We start from the raw sequence: 17,738 nt of genomic DNA, 5'->3' as shown, positions 1-17,738 counted from the left end.
TCAGAAACGCAGGTTTGCACCGAGGGAGAACTGTCGCGGACGCGGATAGCCACCCGGGTCAAACCCGCTGTATATCTCGGGATTCAGGCCTTTGTAAGCAGTGAGGTAGCCTACGTTGTAAACGCTTCCGGAGATATTGAGCCCGGAAATACCGGCGCGCTTGAGTATTGCAGTGGGTATATCATACGACAGCGTGATTTCCCGTAAGGCGAGGAAGTCGCCTTTTTCGTACATCACGGATACATCGGAATTGTAGCTGCTGTTATTACCCAGCGTGGCATTGCGCAGGTAGTTGCGCTGACCGTAATCGTAATCCGCGAAGGAGAAGCGTGCGTATTTCATATTTTGATCTCCTTGTTGTTTCCATACATCGGGAGCGAGCGCTTGAGCAGGAGCACCTTCGTTGAAGGCGCGGCCCTGTCCCATAGAGCGTGCCAGCGCACCATTGCTGATCATATGGCCGATGGCGTAATCTGCATTTACCCGGAGGGATATGCCTTTATACATAAATGTATTTTGCAGGCCACCCATTTTATCCGGGTTACGGTAGCCGATAAATACCTGGTCTTTGGTGTCGATCACCCCGTCGTTGTTTACATCTTCGAAAATGAAGTCCCCACCGCGTTTACCTACTTTTATACCCTGGGGAGATGCCAGGTTATCTTTTATACGACTGTTCCATTCCGCAGCTTCTTCATCTGTTGCAAACACACCCAGCACGTTGTACGCATAGATGGCGTAAGGGCGTTCGCCCACTGCCAGGCCTCCGGCTTCCACCAGATTACCGGCGGATTTATCGTAGATAATATCGCCACCCTGGCGGTTTTTATCCCGGCCATTCGCAGGCAGATCCGTGATGGTGGTTCTGTTGAAGGCGAACGTGAAGTTTGCATTCCAGCTAAATGATTTGGATTTAATGATCGTACCACCCACGGCTACTTCTATCCCGCGGTTCCGCAGGGAACCGTTGTTATAGGTGATATCCGGAAACGGTGCTTCTGATGGCAGCGGCTTGGTGGTAAGCCTGTCTTTGGTAAGTTTACTATAATAATCCAGGGAGATGTTAAGGCGGTTATGAAAGAAACCTGCGTCCAGGGCTATATCTGTCGTTACAGTGGATTCCCAGCGGAGGTTGGGGTTCGACAGGCCTGCGCGCAGTATACCCGAATTCAGTGCATAACTTACATTACTATACGAACCATAGGTATCGGCGATGCTAAGTCCGCTTAACCCTGCGGCGCCCCAGCTGGCGCGAACTTTCAGGCTGCTCACGGTATTACTGTGCCAGAATTTTTCCTGGTCAATATTCCATCCGGCGGAGAGGGATGGGAACATGGCGTATTTATTACCCGGTGCAAAGTTGGAGAAGCCATCGTAACGGAGGGAGCCGCCGAGCAGGTAGCGCAGCTGGTAGTCGTAGCTAAACTGCCCGAAAACGCTGGCTGATCGGGATTCTCCCAGCGCAGTGCGGAAGTCCATTACATTGCTTACAACTTGGCCGTTGATGCTGGTGGTTGGATCTTCTTCTATCGTGTATACGTAATCGTTAGCGGCACGCTGTGAACCCATATCCTTGCTGTGGTTGGTGTTACGGGTGAAGTTCATTCCGGCGAGTGCGCTAAAGTGGTGGTCGTTATGTACGCTGAAGTCGTACTGCAACACCTGGTCCAGCATGAGTTGGCGGGAGGCGTTGGTATAATCATCTTTCCAGCGTTGCTGTGCTGGTTGAATTTCATCTGCCGGCGTGGCTTTGCGCATGAAAAGTTCTGTATAGTCATCTATTACGTAGGAAACAGACGGGCGCCAGTGCAGCCCTTTGGTGATGGTGAGGTCCGCGCCTACCCTGCTCACCATACGTTCGGTATTAGTGCGTACGTCGTCATATTTTAGGGTGTGGAAGCGGTTGCGTACGGTGTAAAGTTCTCCCAATGCCGGATCACCGTTGTCCTTGAAAGTGCGGATCAGTGGTGTGATGCGGATGGCGCGCACCAGGTCGTTCTGATACGCATCTACATAGTTAGGAATTACGTTCTGATAGTTGATCATGAAATCGAGCTTCAGGTTATCCGATGCGCGGTACCCGAAATTACCCAGTGCGTTATAGCGTTGGTATTTGGTGCCTACCAGTACGCCTTTCTGATTGGTATAGCCCATAGAGAAGTTATAGTCTGCCTTATCTGTACCGCCGCTGAGCGTTACATTATCCTGGTTGCTGACACCCGTGTTCCAGAGCATATCCTGGTAGTGGTTATCGGCGAACAGCAGCCTGGTACCGGGCTTGATGGGATCGTCCATGGTTTGCCATCCGTTAGCGAGGAGGTTGTCGACATATGCCTGTCCTTCTACCTGCACAATATTATCATAGAGAGCCGTGAGGTAGGTGCTTTTACCAAACTGTCCTTTTTGGGTAAACACTTTGGTACCTGCGGAGAAGCCGGCGTTGTAGAGCAGGTTGTTTTTATCCAGCGCATCATCTGTGTTGGCAACGGTGGTGCGGGCGAGTCGCAGGTATTCGGCGGCGGAGAGGTAGTCGTAGTCGCGCGCCTGTGTTTCCCAGGTGGTGCGGTGGTTGAGTGTAACGGTGGAGCGGGTATTCAGTTTCCCTCTTTTGGTGCGGATTACGATTACGCCGTTGGCACCGCGGGCACCGTAGATGGCAGTGGAGGCGGCATCTTTCATTACCTGCATGGATTCGATATCGTCCGGGTTGATGTCGTTGATGGAGCGGAATACGCCGTCTACTACTACGAGCGGACTGGTACCTTCCACGCTGCCTACCTGTGCGCCGTTATTATTACCGAGGCCGGTGCCATAAACGTTGGGTTTGGTGCCGCCGCGAATGATGATGTTGGTGGCGCCTACGCCGGGTTGTCCCTGGTTGATGGGAATGGATACGCCGGCGATCTTACCCTGCATGGCTTGCACCGGGTTTGGATTCGGATTGTTTTTAAGTTCCGCAATATCCATTTTGGAAATGGCGGCGGTGTTCTTTTTTACGGATTGTTCCGTGTAGCCTACTACGAGAATTTCTCCCAGCTGGGAGGAAGAGGATGCCAGCATAATATTTATGGTGGCGCGATTGTTTACCGGGATTGATTTGGCGGCATAGTTCATCATACGAAACAGTAGTGTTTCGTTGCCTGAGGACAGTTTCAGTGTAAAGTGGCCATCGGCGCCGGTGGCGGTGCCTGTTCCGGTTTTGCCGGCTACGGCGATGCTGACTCCTATGAGTGGTTCATTGGTAGCGGAGTCTTTTACGGTGCCGGATACGGTAAATCCGCCGTTTTGTGCGGAGCTTTCTTTTACTCCCAGTAGTAAAAAGAGGCAGCAACAAAGTTTCAATAACCTCATTTGCGTGAGTTTAAGTGTGTAATGAGTATAGGTTCCCCTCACCACGAAAACAGTTGTGCGCGGCCGCGCAGGCATGCTGAGCGTGGAATCACATTTTCATAACGTAAAAATAGTATTAGTAGTTATGTTCTACATATTAAATGTAGGAATTGTTTTTTTATTTCAAAATTTTCTTTTGAATTTTCATTTACGCGGGTGCCTTCGGCACCCGCGTAAATGAAAGAACCAGGGCCGCAGGCCCTGGTTCTTTCATAAAGTAGCTAATAATATGTAGACTATTTCAACCGGTCGAAATGCGGCTGTAAATGCGACAGCATACCTTCCTTAAACTCCTTCACTGTTCCTTTACGTAGTATTTTAACCAAATCCTGGTGGGTCACTTTTCCGGAAACGAATTTTTTGTTTTCCAGCTTCATCACGTAGCCGAAGATTGGCAGCAGGAGGTTCTGGAACCGCTTCATGGTGTCATTCCCCGTCATTTCATAGAGTTTGCCATGGAAGGCTATTTCAGTACTGATGCGGAAGTTTTTATCCTTTACTTCACGGGCGGCAATTTCTTCGAGTTCATCCAGGTCGGCAGCGGTTTTGCGAAGAAACAGCAGGTCGGCAATTCCCATTTCCAGCACCAATCGCAGTTCAAATAAGTCCTGCAGGGTGGACTCGTCCATGATTTCAGGATTCAGTACCTTCTCGAAAGTACCTACGATATCAGGATTGGAAATCACCATTCCGGTTTTTTTCTTCGTTTCAATAATGCCCAGCATCTTAAAACGGCTAAGGGCCTCCCGTACTACGTTTCGGCTTACGCCCAGGGCTGCCGCCAGTTCCAGCTCGGTTGGCAGGGGATCCCCCGGTTTAAAATTTTCTTTGGTGAAGTATTCGCGCAGGCTGGCTTCTACTCTCTCTGCCATCGATTTGGCAGCAATTGGTTTAATCCCGTTAACCATTATAATGAGTTTTGTACTACAATAGAACAAATTTACACAAATGCCGAGATTTTCAAAATAGAATAAAGCTGCCCCGTTGAATACTAGTTATGTGTTTTCTTCAATTTCACCTCCAGCTTATCACCAGCTTTTTCGATTTTCACTACCTTTTGCACGGCAGCACCGGCATCTACCCTATACGACCTGTTGACATAATCCGTAGTGGTATTTTGAAACACGCCGTTGAGGTAATGATCAGTATATCCTACTACTTCAGCCTGTGTATAGGTATGATCGAAATCAAACTGTGTATACAACATGTATTCCCCCGGCATCAGGTTTACAAATTCGAAGTGCCCTTTATCATCATATACATCGGTGGTTTTAATACAATCGGCTACATCATCAGGAAGTGGCACCGGTGAATTGCCTTTTTTCCGCGCGGCCTGGTTTACTTTGAGCCATTCCTGGTAGTACGCGGTGTAAGGGATGAGCACAATGCGGGTGCCTTTAGGGGCGAACTGTTTAGGATTGGCATTTACCTTCATCTTACCGAGAATGGAATGGTCCTGTGTATCAAAATCGCGTGCAAACACTTCTCCAACAATCAGTGAGTTACCGTTCTTAATCATCTTCATAGTGGCAACTTTATCAAAGGAGGCTTTTACAGGGTTGTAATCCCGCTCCAGGTCTACCAGCTTCAACTGCTGTCCGTTACTGTATATGTCTATCTGCCAGATGCGGCGCGTATCCTTATCAATATAAGTCACAGAACGCTCATTGGTAGCTGGTTCTACTACAGTCACTTCCCACACGGGATGTGTACCGGTATATTTGCTTACAAAAGTATTGCTCTTCACCTGCTCTACTTCCGCCTGTTTCACGTTATGTTTATTCTCCGGTTTATATTCATATACGGGAATCTGTGTGGTGTAGCCGGAAGCAAGCGGCAACAATGCCAGCAGGTACGGATAAGTATAGCTGTCAACAAAATACTGGCTGCCGTTTTCTTTGATCTGTTGCTGTTTCCCGGTTTTTTTATCCAGGTAGATGCCGGTGACCTCGTTGCCAAAATGCAGTACCAGATCCTTATTACCGCTGTGGGACGCACGGTATACGGGTTTGAAGGTCTGAAGATCTGAAACGGCTGTATCTAACCAGGGCTCATTCACACCCAATATTACCATGGAAGCATCCAGCAGCAGTTGATCAGCGGAAGTTTTTATGCCCAGTGAGAAATTACCAATTTCCGTTTCGCCGCCGTCGCGTATAGCGAAACAGGTAAGGTTATATTTACCCGGTGTCAGCAATTTAGTATCAAATTTAGACTGGGCCTCGCTTCTGTTTGCGAACAGTGAAAGGGCCAACAGGAGTGCAAAGGGGCGTATTGATTGAACCAGCATAGCTTTAAAGATAAAAGTAGAGATAGTTTTCAGGCACTACAAAGCTATGTCATTTTTCAGGTACGGTATATCGTGGCAAAGCGGTATTGACATCTCCCTGAAAACAGGTAGAAAACCCGATACTAAGTGTACCGGGTTTCACATGATTTACGGCACTATCACCAGCCGCTTACCCGCCAGGTCATTGCGTTGCCAGGCAACTGCGATATCTGCCAAAGGCACTTCTTCAATATCCATTTGTAGCTTGTCTTCCTGAATGAGCTGCCATACATATTTTAGCTCTTCCTTCACTACCTTAAAGTCCATCTTACCCATACCCATCAGCTGTAACCCGGACGTACGAAGGGCTGCACCAGCCAATGTAATATCAAAGCCCGCTTTGGTACCGATTTGCACATACCTGATCTCTCTCCTGGCAAATCCGTCTACTTTGGGCACAAAGGAATTTATTAGTAACTCTGCTGGCCGCCCCCACAGGAAATCAATGACTACATCAATATTGCCCAGTGCTGCAAATGCGTCCTGCAGTTGCGCTTCCGGCAAACTTAAGTCAATCACGTCATCGGCGCCCAGCTGCTTCACTATTTCAAGGGAGGCTTTGTTTCTTCCCGTACCAATCACACGGCCGGCCCCCAGTAATCGGGCTAACTGCACGGCTATACGGCCTGATACACCGGTAGCACCATGTATCAACACGGTTTCACCCGGTTGTAATTTCGCTGTGTATTTTAAGGGTATGAGAGATGTAATGGCTGATGTTGGAATGGCCGCGGCCTTGGCTGCGCTGATACCATCGGGTACCGGAATTACAACGCCTGCCCGTGACTGCTCGGCATAAGCGCCATACGGTGGCGCAGTATCCCTAAACATTACCAGTTTTCCTTCCGCGGTGAGTCCTATTCCATTAGTGCCCACAATTGCCGGAAAGGCAGGATACAAATGCTGGCTCGCATAGTGCTTGCCTGATGCTGTTCCCTTATCAAAGTTCTCCAATACGGCAGCTTTCACCTGGATGATTGTTTGTCCATCCCCTGGTACTGGTGCCTTAAAATCCTGGCATTGCGGTACTTCGCCAAAGCTGTTTATTACTGCTGCTTTCATATACTTGTTTTTTTAAGCAAAGGTCAGCAGCCGTAATCCGGCGGGCGATAACATTTGTTAAGAAATAGGTTTTTGCTGATTTTCCCTGGCCATCTTATTGCGGATGCGGCTCAGGTGCACAGGCGTAATGCCCAGGTAGGAAGCAATATAATGTTGCGGCACCCGCTGCACGAGTTGTGGCCTGTCGCGCAACAGATTCTGATACCGCTCCTGCGGCGTATCGCGGATAAAGGACCACAACTCCCGCATGTAATGGAGCTGTCGCTCAAAAGTTATATTCAACATTTCATGCAGGAAAGCGTTATCCTGCCCTAGGTCGGCCATCAGGGCATCATAATCCTGCCGGTGCACGGCCCGTAGTGAGGTCGGTTCAATTGCTTCGATCGTAAAACTGCTGGGCGTACCCGTGCGGAAGCTGTCGGCAATAGAAACCACCTGCCCTTCTACCATAAACTGGCAGGTAATATCACGGCCATGGTGATTAAACCAAACTCGTAAACAACCTTTGTCCACAAAAAATGCCCGGCGGGAGATGTCACCTTCCCTTAGGAGAATGGTTTTGGCCGGCACTTCCAGCTGCTCTAAGCGGTCGAGGTATTTTTGGAAGCGGTCACGCAAATGAGGTAAGTGAGCGATGAGTTGATCGAGCATGGGGTGAAGGTACGAAATGTAGGGAATCTACTTACGTCTGTGCTCCAGATAATCTTCGTCCTGGGAAAAGGAAAGACCTTTGCATTTTATGGAGGTAAATGTTTCCGTGAAGAATAACAAATATAGCCCAATAGAAACACCGCTATTCAGAATACCAAAACCACTGACCATTTTTTGTGATCCTAAATAACAAAAGATTATATATTCAGCCATTAGGATTGCACCCAGTAAAACAAACCGTATGAAAGGCCTCAATTTAAAACTCAAGTATAAAGGCCCTGACAGGAATACGGCATTTATTAATGGCATTGGTATTAATAAAACGAGAAAAAAAAGTACTGACTCAGTTGCAAAATTTCTGAGCGAATATCGCGGTTCATAGTGAATAAAAACTGTTATCAATACAAACACGAGGTATTTGCAAAAAATGTAAAGGAGAATATTTAGGAAGCCTGGTTTAAACATTGGTTCATTGTTGGTTGAGATACTATCATGTGTAAAAAATCTCTCTAAGTATTAAATATCCTTCTCCACAGTACCTTACCTGATTTGAAATTTACTATTACAAATAATATCAACATAAGGGAGGAAAACTCCTGCACCTGCACATCTGATCCTGTTCCGTTGAATTTAAAGCCAAGATCATAGGAATAAATAGCAGGCGTAAACGTAATAAAATTCAGAAAGCCTACTAAAATTATTAACAGTGTCATTATCTTTCCTACAAATGGCTCTTTAAACTATAGAATGAGGCATAGAATAACTCCAAGAACTCCTACATAATGCCTATCCATCATCACTATTTCAGTAGTTGCTGTTACATATATCGTATAAATAGAGGCTATCGCCATGATTAATATTGGTAATAAATGAAAATACATCTTCGATCGCCTATAAATATCATTCATTCGCTTAACATATTACGAAAATAAACATACTCAATTATTACAATGCGGCAACCAACAGATGACAATGATACAAACGGCACTCCGGAATTTCCGACTTGATTTTAACTTGACAAGAATACTCCCTATCCCACAATTTTATTGGGACGTTTTAAGCCCAGTAAACCAATGGCAGAGGTAGTAATAACACCACTAATAAGACTCAGGATTGCTCTTCTGTTAATCCAATACAATTTACCATCCGTTAGCAATCCATATACGCAGTAAAACACGACGGCAGCCATCAATGTAAGAACCAGGAAATTTCTGATATAAATCCTTCCTTTAAACTTCATACTAAATATTCTAAAAGCTCATTCAGAGCCTTGCGTTAATTCTTAAAAATTCTCAACTAATTGTAACGCAGGACGTGAGGTTTTTATTATATTATTTCTTTCCAGGTTAAGCAGGCATTCAAAATTTGTGAAGAATCCACGTCTTAAACAAACGGCAGGCTCCCCGCCTGCCGTTCCTTTATTTCAACCACGGACTACTAAACTCCAACTTCCGCAACGCCTCCTGTATCTCCGGGTTCGACATAAACAACCGCCATAACAACCCGCTCCGGTAATTCTCTATCATCACCACAATGGGACCCTGGTCAATGGCGAGGTACTGATTATCATACCAGCCCACGGACTCATTAAATGCATCGTAAAATCCGTACTCGCCCCATAAGCGGTTCCCTACCTTGTTGTAGAAATATTTCAGCGCCTGCATGGAATATTCAGGGGTATATGGGAACGACGACAATGCAGCCGTTGGCGTAATCACACCCAAATCATTCGTAGGCGAATGTGCATTGTAAAATTCATGGTTATCACTGGCCGTAAGTCCCCAGCAGTCAGGCCCGTAACCTTTGAAGTGCTTAGGGTTTTCAATGCAGTATTGCCGGTTGATCAGCGTATGATTTTTATTCTGCTCCCAGTAATCCGCATAACGGTCCTTCAGTCCGCGCGGGTCCAACCCGAGGAAGGAATAATGTGCAAAAAACAACGGGCCGCCATAATCAAAGCCCAGCGGCAGTTTAATGCCATAATAGGATTTACCGTTATAAAAATAATTACTCATCGCCCAGCCCTGGTGATACACCTTAGGTGATACAGGAAAGTTGGGTGAAGCCACTGCAAGTATATAAGTGATCAGGCATTCATTCCAGCCGTGGATCTGGTGGTTCATGCTCCATCCGTTGTTGGGCGACCAATGCCAGTACAATACACTCTGCCCGCCCTGCGTATACCAGCTCCACTCCGCATCATTCCACATCCACGTGATTTTATTACGCAGCTCCGTTTCTTTAGGCGTATCCCGGTTGAAATACTGTTTTACTGCCAGCAGGCCCTGGAACATAAAAGCTGTTTCCACGAGGTCGCCGCCGTCATCCTTGCGGCCAAACGGAATCGTTTTACCGGTAGCGCCATTCATCCAGTGCGGCCATATACCATGGTAGTTGTCCGCCTTCCAGAGGAAGTTCACAATTTTCAGAAGCCGGTCCAGCCCCTGTTCCCGGGTAACGAAGCCCCGCTCCACACCTACTATAATGGCCATCACCCCAAAGCCGGAACCACCTATGGTAACGGTTTCCGGCGTGGGTGTACGCTCCGGCGCCAACCCGGATACCGGGTGCGCAAATTTCCAGAAGTAGTCAAAAGTACGTTGCTGCACCAACGTTAGTAAGGCGGAATCGCCCAGCTGCGGCCGGGCTGCTTCCTTCTTACGCTGGGCACCGGCGGTAAATACCCACGCCAGCAACCATACTGTTATCATCGATCTTAACACCATATACTAATAGTTAGGATTTTGCTGAAGCTTACCCTGACTAAATTGTATCTGGGTAAACGGAATCGGAAAAACTTCATTTTTCCCTACCACAAAGGTTTTGCCATGCCTGCTGTAAGCCGCCACTGCTGTTCCCGGCACCAGCCCTTCCTCACGTACCAGTTCAAAATAGCGGTCGTGCTCCATCGCCAACTCCACGCGTCTTTCATGCCAGATGTCCTGAAGGGTTACCGTGCCCTTACCGGCCAATCCCGCACGTAGCCGCAATGCTGTGATGTCGGTAGCCGCTGCGCCGCCATTGCCCAATGCAAGGGCCGCTTCTGCATGAATTAATAATACTTCGCCTAAACGCAGGATGCGTAAGTTTTTTGGCAGGCGATCCTGGTTGCCGCAAAACTGCTCCTGTGTGCGACTATGATACGCTTTGTAATTGTAGCGGTCATTTTCCACACTATCTCTGCCGGGTATACGAAAATTATCCCAGAGCACCGTACCACCAGGCACCACAAATATAACCGTAGCGGCTAAACGCTTATCACCTGCTTCGTACTCACTCACCAGGCTCAGCGAAGGCCCGCCAAAGCCCCAGCCAAGGTCAGCCCAGCCACGCTTGCCACCGGCACGTGGTCCCTGGCTGTTGCTGTATACTTCCACTGCCGCATCGCAGGTAGCGTTGGTACCGGTTTGAATTTCAAAGAGAGACTCGGTGTTATTGGCACCGGACTGCCGCCAGATGGTGGCATAATCAGTGGCCAGTGCATATGGTCCTACCTTACCGGTAATGACAGAATCTGACAAGCTATAGGCCCGTTGCCAGTTACGGCGATAGAGCATTACCTTCGCCAGCATACCGGCAGCGGCCCCCTTGGTAGCCCTGCCCACCTGGCTCCCACTGGCTCCCTTTGCCGGCAGGTTGGTTAACGCAAACTCCAGGTCAGCGATAATCAGCTGGTAAATTTCATCGGCAGTAGCACGTGTCTGATACTGGTCCTGTGCAGCTTCTGCGGGCGTTAACACCTTATCCACTTTGGGTACTCCGCCGAATATGCGCACCAGGTTGAAATAAAAGTAAGCCCGCAGGAAATGTGCCTCCCCCTGGTAACGACTCTTTGTGGCGGCATCCAGCGAGGTGGATGATTCCAGCGCGTCCAGTGCCTTATTAGCCCTCGCAATCGCCTGGTAATAGCCGGACCAAAGGTCGTTAAACGTCGTGTTGTTCGCATCCATAGTAAGGTTATCCAGCTGCCCCTGCGTAGGCGCCGCATCGTCCGGACTACTTCCCTTGTCCGCATCATCCGAAGCAATGTTGGTTACACCGATAAACGGAAAACCATGGAGCTTTCCCACCCACATATTGTTGTAAATACCTGTCAACAGGTTTTGTGCGGAAGCCGGATCTCCGGCAGCAGCTTCTTCATCAATCTGCCCCTGCGGCTTTACATCCAGGTAGTTGTTACAGGCAAACATCGCAGTGATTAACGCGGCACCAGCTAATGCATATATCTTCTTCATAAGTTACTTTTTTTTTAGAATGAAACATTTACACCAAATCCAAACGTGCGGGTGATAGGATAAGCATTCAGCTCAATCCCTGCATCCAGGATGCCGCTAGAGTTATTCGTGGTGTTGGTGGCCGTGTTTACGCGGTTGTTGATGCTATTATCGTAGTCGATGGTACCACCTGGCAGCTCCGGACTAAAACCAGTGTACTTCATGATGGTAAAGAGGTTTTGCGCGGTAACATACACCCGGAACCTGGTAAGACCCATGCGTTTCAGGGTTTGCTCCGGCAGGTTATAACCGATGGTAAGATTATTACAGCGAAGGAAATTGCCGGACTCCACAAAGTACGTAGAGGCGGGCAGGTTAGAAGTGATCAGGCGGGGATCCGTATTGGATGGGCGATCCGCCTTCCAACGATTGTTTTCATAATCCGACTCAATATTATCCGTGTTTTCGAAGCGGAAAGCTTTTTTGCCATTATAGATTTTATTGCCACTGCTGCCATAGAAATCTGCCGAAAAATCAAATCCCTTATATTTTAAACCGAGATTAAAACCATAGAAATATTTAGGCTGATAGGAACCTACAAACTGCCGGTCGCTGGCGTTGATGATACCATCGCCGGTCACGTCTTTATAACGCAGGTCGCCCGGGCGTATGTTACCTTTGTTAGGGTCATTCTTAATATTGGGATCACTGTCGATTTCACTTTGGTTCTGGTAAATACCCAGCGACTCCAACACATAAAAGCTGGCTACCGGCTGTCCGTTGTCCGTGCGGGTTACATAGCTTTGCTGGCCTACACCGCCACCCAGCAGTGCTTGTCCGCCGGCGAGGTTGGTCACTTCATTTTTATTAAAGGAAATATTACCACCTATATTATAACTCAGGTCTTTGGAGATGTCATCTTTCCAGTTGGCAGAGAACTCGAAACCTGTATTTTTAAACGAAGCAGCATTGGTGATGTAGGTATTATCCGGGTCGCCCAGGATACTCGGGATGTTCACCACGATCAGGGCATCAGATGTTTTTTTACTGTAGTAGTCGAGTTCACCGCTGAGGCGTTCGTCGAGCAGACTGTATTCGAAGCCTACGTCGAACTGTGTGGTGGTTTCCCATTTGAGGCCGTTGTCTTTCGTATCCTGCAGCGCTATACCTTGTGTGATGCTATTATCAAAGAAGTACGGCAGGTTTACCGTAGCCGTGTTGATATATGCGTTGGTAGGAATATTATCATTTCCTAACCGGCCCCAGCTGGCGCGGAACTTCAGGAAGTCGAATACTTTCTGGTCTTTCATGAATGCTTCCTGTGTTAATACCCAGCCTACGCCCACGGTTGGGAAGTAACCCCAGCGTTCTTTAAACTTAGAGCTGCCATCTGCGCGAATGGAGGCGCTGATGAGGTAGCGATCATCATAATTGTAAGCAGCGCGCCCTACGAACGATTGGCGGGCGTATTTATCGCCGCGGTTGTAGAGGGTGGACTGCACGTTCGGATCGCCCAGGTCTAGGTACCAGAGGTCTTTTTGCGCCGGTACGTTGATGCGTGAGCCGAGCAGGAAGGTGCTATAAAACCCTTCTGTAACAGAACCGGCTAACACCGTGAGGTTATGTTTACCGAATGATTGATCGAAGGTGGCGGTGTTGTCCCACACCCAGCCTTGCTGGCGGCTATCATTGATTTGCAGTTTGCTGTTATCCTGGCGCTGGTTACCACCGGCTACCAGGAAGGTTTTATCATCGTTGAGGAACTGGTAGTTGTATACGCGGTCGTATCCCCAGCGCAGGTCCGCATTAAATGCAGAACGCAGCTTCAGCCATTTCACCGGTGTAAATTCCAGTGCGATGTTTCCCTGCAGGCGGGAATCCTGTTGCAGGTAATTCTTTTTATCTACCTGCAGCATGGGATTTGCCACGTTGCCCCAGGCGGAAGTGTTACCGTAGCGGCCACCATCTTCTACCTGTACCACCGGTGCCGCGCGGTAAATATTACCGTAGATGTCGAAGAGGGAAACGTTTTGACCACTTCCTCTGGAATAAGAAATCTGCGAAGTGAATTTCCATTTTTCAGAGATATTGAGGTCGTTGTTAGCGCGGAAGGTAAAACGTTTGAAAGTATTTGTTTGAACGATTCCATCGTCCTGGATATAGCCGGCGCTATAATAATACGTGTATTTGTCGGAGCCACCGGATACGGAAAGATTATGATTCATCTGGAAAGCCTTTCGCAGCAGGGCGTCGTACCAGTTGGTGGAGCCCCCATATGCCGCTGCATCCGTATTCGGGTCTTTGGCCGGGGCAGCATCTTTGATATAATCGATGTATTGATTTCTGTCTGCCATCTTTACAAGATGTGCCGCTTCGCGGAATCCGGCCTGGCCATCGTAGCGGATTTCCATTTTACCGGCTTTTCCCTTGCGCGTAGTGATGATCACAACGCCGTTGGCTGCACGTACTCCATAAATGGCTGCAGAAGCATCTTTGAGTACATCCATGCTTACGATATCTGCATTGTTGATGTTGCGTATATCATCGGTGAGTACACCATCCACAACATAGAGTGGATTTGCACCTCCCATCACGGAACCCGTACCGCGTACACGTACCTGTGGTTGCGTGTTGGGCTGGCCGGAGTTGATGATTTGCACACCGGCTACCTTGCCCTGCATAGCCTGTGTGGCAGTGAGCACCGGTTGTTTGGCGAGCTCCTCTCCTTTTACGGAGGCAATGGCGCCCGTTACATCTTTTTTGCGTTGCGTGCCATAACCAACGACTACCACGCCGCCCAGCTGGTTTTGATCTTTTGCGAGGAGGATGTTGATGTTAGTCTGACCGGCATTAACAACCTGCGACTTTGATACATATCCGAGATAAGAGATGACGAGGGTACCGGATGACTCAGGAATCCTAACGGTAAAGGAACCGTCTGGTCCGGTGGTGGTGCCGGCGCTGGTGCCTTGTACTCTTACGGTTACGCCTATCAGCGATTCACCTGTTGCGGAGTCCTTTACTGTACCTTTCACCGGTTCTGTTTGCTGTTGCTGTGCTTTTGCCGACAGGGAGAGCAATAATATCCCCGTCAGGATTACACTGCAGATCTTTGTAACGGTTATTCTCATAACTACTGCTATTTTATGTACGAATAGAAAGTGATGTGGCAATCTCTGCCGACCGATTGATTTGGTTGTGCATCTTGCAAATAGATAAACAGCGGTGTACGCGGATTTGTTACGTATAAGGTTGCTAATAGCTGATATAGACAAATGATTGCACGAATATTACAAGTTCGTGAAACAATGGCTGGCAATGGTATTCAGCCTGGTACAAGGGGCAGTTCACGTCTGCCGTTGCGGGGATGGGCAGCCTTTCAACACTGACAGTAAGGTACTACTTACAGCTGTTTTTGCGCGGCGCTAATATCTCCCCAAAAAACAGCAACAGCTTACCGTGAAAACACGGGGTAATAACTGTACATTTCCCCGTTTTTAGATATCTTTTTTGTAAATGGCAAAAAATAACGGACATTTATAGACGACGTTATTAGGGTAATGTGAATGGAAGCAGCGGTATAAAAGGTAGCCTCAAAATACGATCCTTACTATCCAGAAAACACAACGAATCCCATGAGATTTCATATCCCCGGTATCCCTCATACGGTCACCAGTCAGCTGTATATCAGTTGTGCTTATACCCAGAAAGTCTACAAACTCTGCGCAATGCTTACCAGGCTTGGGCATGAGGTGTATCATTACGGTTGCGAAGGGAGTAATCCTGTTTGCACCGAACATGTTGATGTGGTCAGCGAAAGCTTACGACAGCAGCATTATGCTACTAATTTTCATACGGAGCAATTCCGTTTTGACACCAAAGATCAGTACCACCAAACATTTTATCAGGAAACGGTTGCCGCTGTCAAAGCGAGGCAGCAGCCGAAGGACTTCCTCCTCTGCGCCTGGGGCTGGGGCCACGAGCCCATTGCCAAAGCCTTTGGAGAGGATATGATGGTGGTGGAATCAGGAGTTGGTTATGAAAGCATTTTTGCGCGATACAGGGTGTTTGAATCCTATACCTGGATGGCGCATGTTTATGGCCTGCATCAGATACGTAATGGTAACTGGTATGATGCAGTGATTCCCAACTTTTTTGATCCGGAGGACTTTACGTTTTCAGATCAGAAAGAGGATTGGTATTTATACCTCGGTCGCATTACGCATCGCAAGGGGGTGGATGTGGCTGTGCAAACCACACGTGAAATTGGGGCCAGGCTGCTGATTGCAGGACAAGGCACCCTCGAAAATGAGCAGGAAAAGATATTTATCAGGGATAGCCATGTAGAACATGTTGGCTTTGCAGACGTAGCTACCAGGAAGGCGCTGCTATCCAAAGCCCGCGCAGTTTTCATGCCTACCTATTACCTAGAGCCCTTTGGTGGTGTAAGTATTGAAGCGGCTATGAGCGGCACACCTGTGATCAGTAGTGACTGGGGAGTATTTGGAGAGAATATACTGCACGGGATAACGGGTTACCGTTGCCGGACATTTGATCAGTTTTGCCGGGCCGCTGAAAATATTGACGCGATAAATCCGGAAGCCTGCCGGAGCTGGGCAATGGAGAATTTCAGCGTGGACCGGGTAGCGCTGATGTACCAGGAATATTTCAATATGCTGTATGACCTCTGGGACAAGGGCTGGTATCAGCGAACGCCGGAGCGTACGGATCTGGACTGGCTGCGCAGGAGTTATCCGCCGCAGGAGTCCATCGTTATGCCCTGATTATAACTATCACATACTCCAATTATAAATCCCACAACCTCACCTATTATGGCTACAGAAGAGCTGCAAAATGTTGCTGATACGCCGGGAGCCACCGGCGCTACAGGTCCGGCCGGACCTACCGGTGCTACCGGACCACAGGGCACTACCGGACCTACCGGGCCAGTGGGCCCTACAGGACCTGTGGGTCCAACGGGACCGGAAGGCCCCACCGGACCTCAGGGCGCTACGGGACCTACAGGCCCGCAAGGCGTTACCGGCGTTACAGGACCTACAGGTTGGGTTACATTAATAGCGAACAGCATTACCGGGCCTACGGGGCCTATAGGGCCAACCGGGCCACAAGGCACCAACGGCCCTACAGGACCAGTGGGTTCCACAGGACCCGAAGGGCCTACCGGGCCAATAGGACCAACAGGACCAAAGGGGGATCCGGGTGCTACTGGTGTACAGGGACCTACAGGACCCAAAGGAGATCCCGGTGCTACCGGTGTGCAGGGCCCTACAGGACCGAAGGGTGACCCGGGTGCTACAGGTGTCCAGGGACCTACAGGACCAAAGGGAGATCCGGGTGCTACCGGTGTACAGGGACCTACAGGACCAAAGGGAGATCCGGGTGCTACTGGCGTGCAAGGGCCTACAGGACCGAAGGGTGATCCGGGTGCTACCGGCGTGCAGGGACCTACAGGACCGAAAGGAGATAACGGTACCGGCATTCAGGGTGCTACCGGACCACAGGGAGCCACCGGTGTACAAGGCGCCACCGGCGTTCATGGCAGCTCAGGGCCTACAGGACCCAAAGGGGATACAGGAACAGGTATACAGGGGGCTACCGGACCAATGGGACCAACCGGACCATCGGGAAAAGTAACCGGCAGTGTAACCGTTGGCGTTATAAAAGGACCAGTATCGATACCACCTGGCATCGCCGGGTTTGTAGCCACCGGAAGCTCTATCAGGTTATCACCGGGCAAGCATGCCGTGATCGTTACCATGCTGATGAGCACCAACGGTACCTCCGGCGGTATTGCCTGGCTCAGGTCCACCTTCTCCGATGCACCAGGCTCCACTACTCCTACAAAGGACGTGATTGGCGGAAACCTGGCGAGTGGTTGTTTGATGACGGGTGCTACCTACGCTGTACTCACCGGTACCATACTACTGGAAAATAAATCCGGAGCCGACAAAACTTACGGCTACATCGCGGGGCAGAATGTAAACGGCAGTCAGGGATTTTATCAGTCGCTCTACAACTTCGGCGGCGGCTACTGGTCGGAAGATAAAATTGTGGCTTTCAAATTTGAATAG

Annotated in this window: 10 protein-coding genes; 2 read left to right on the top strand and 8 right to left on the bottom strand. The window is 48.9% G+C overall.

The annotated features are described in order from the left end of the window. The 8 genes from BUB18_RS08465 to BUB18_RS08425 all read right to left on the bottom strand — a co-directional run bounded on the left by BUB18_RS08465 (position 1) and on the right by BUB18_RS08425 (position 14,777). Positions 1-3,351 (bottom strand): SusC/RagA family TonB-linked outer membrane protein, encoded by a 3,351-nt coding sequence (locus tag BUB18_RS08465; RefSeq protein ID WP_073079880.1) that lies wholly within the window; start codon positions 3,349-3,351, stop codon positions 1-3. A gap of 275 nt (positions 3,352-3,626) precedes the next feature. Then, positions 3,627-4,298 (bottom strand): FadR/GntR family transcriptional regulator, encoded by a 672-nt coding sequence (locus BUB18_RS08460; RefSeq protein WP_073079878.1) that lies wholly within the window; start codon positions 4,296-4,298, stop codon positions 3,627-3,629. An 83-nt stretch (positions 4,299-4,381) separates the two neighbouring features. Beyond that, a complete protein-coding gene (locus tag BUB18_RS08455) occupies positions 4,382-5,680 on the bottom strand; it encodes a DUF3108 domain-containing protein (RefSeq protein ID WP_073079876.1) in 1,299 nt (432 codons plus the stop codon). Positions 5,681-5,827: 147 nt separating this feature from the next. Beyond that, a complete protein-coding gene (locus tag BUB18_RS08450; RefSeq protein WP_073079874.1) occupies positions 5,828-6,781 on the bottom strand; it encodes a quinone oxidoreductase family protein in 954 nt (317 codons plus the stop codon). 57 nt (positions 6,782-6,838) lie between these two features. Then, a complete protein-coding gene (locus BUB18_RS08445) occupies positions 6,839-7,432 on the bottom strand; it encodes a Crp/Fnr family transcriptional regulator (RefSeq protein WP_073079873.1) in 594 nt (197 codons plus the stop codon). A gap of 1,418 nt (positions 7,433-8,850) precedes the next feature. Next, positions 8,851-10,158, bottom strand: coding sequence for a glucoamylase family protein (locus BUB18_RS08435; RefSeq protein WP_083549604.1), 1,308 nt, complete (start codon positions 10,156-10,158; stop codon positions 8,851-8,853). A 3-nt stretch (positions 10,159-10,161) separates the two neighbouring features. Continuing rightward, a complete protein-coding gene (locus tag BUB18_RS08430; protein ID WP_073079869.1) occupies positions 10,162-11,667 on the bottom strand; it encodes a RagB/SusD family nutrient uptake outer membrane protein in 1,506 nt (501 codons plus the stop codon). A gap of 14 nt (positions 11,668-11,681) precedes the next feature. Next, positions 11,682-14,777: a SusC/RagA family TonB-linked outer membrane protein gene (locus BUB18_RS08425; protein ID WP_073079868.1), complete on the bottom strand. Its 3,096-nt coding sequence runs from the start codon at positions 14,775-14,777 to the stop codon at positions 11,682-11,684. 504 nt (positions 14,778-15,281) lie between these two features. Between BUB18_RS08425 and BUB18_RS08420 the strand changes: the two genes are divergently transcribed. Further along, entirely contained in the window at positions 15,282-16,430 is a 1,149-nt protein-coding gene (locus tag BUB18_RS08420) for a glycosyltransferase (RefSeq protein WP_073079866.1), read from the top strand. A gap of 48 nt (positions 16,431-16,478) precedes the next feature. After that, a complete protein-coding gene (locus BUB18_RS30140) occupies positions 16,479-17,738 on the top strand; it encodes a collagen-like domain-containing protein (RefSeq protein ID WP_073079864.1) in 1,260 nt (419 codons plus the stop codon).

This window comes from Chitinophaga jiangningensis (assembly GCF_900142605.1).
Taxonomy (GTDB): Bacteria; Bacteroidota; Bacteroidia; order Chitinophagales; family Chitinophagaceae; genus Chitinophaga; species Chitinophaga jiangningensis.
Note: the sequence above shows the minus strand (reverse complement) of the source record. Positions and strands in the feature narration are given on the sequence as shown.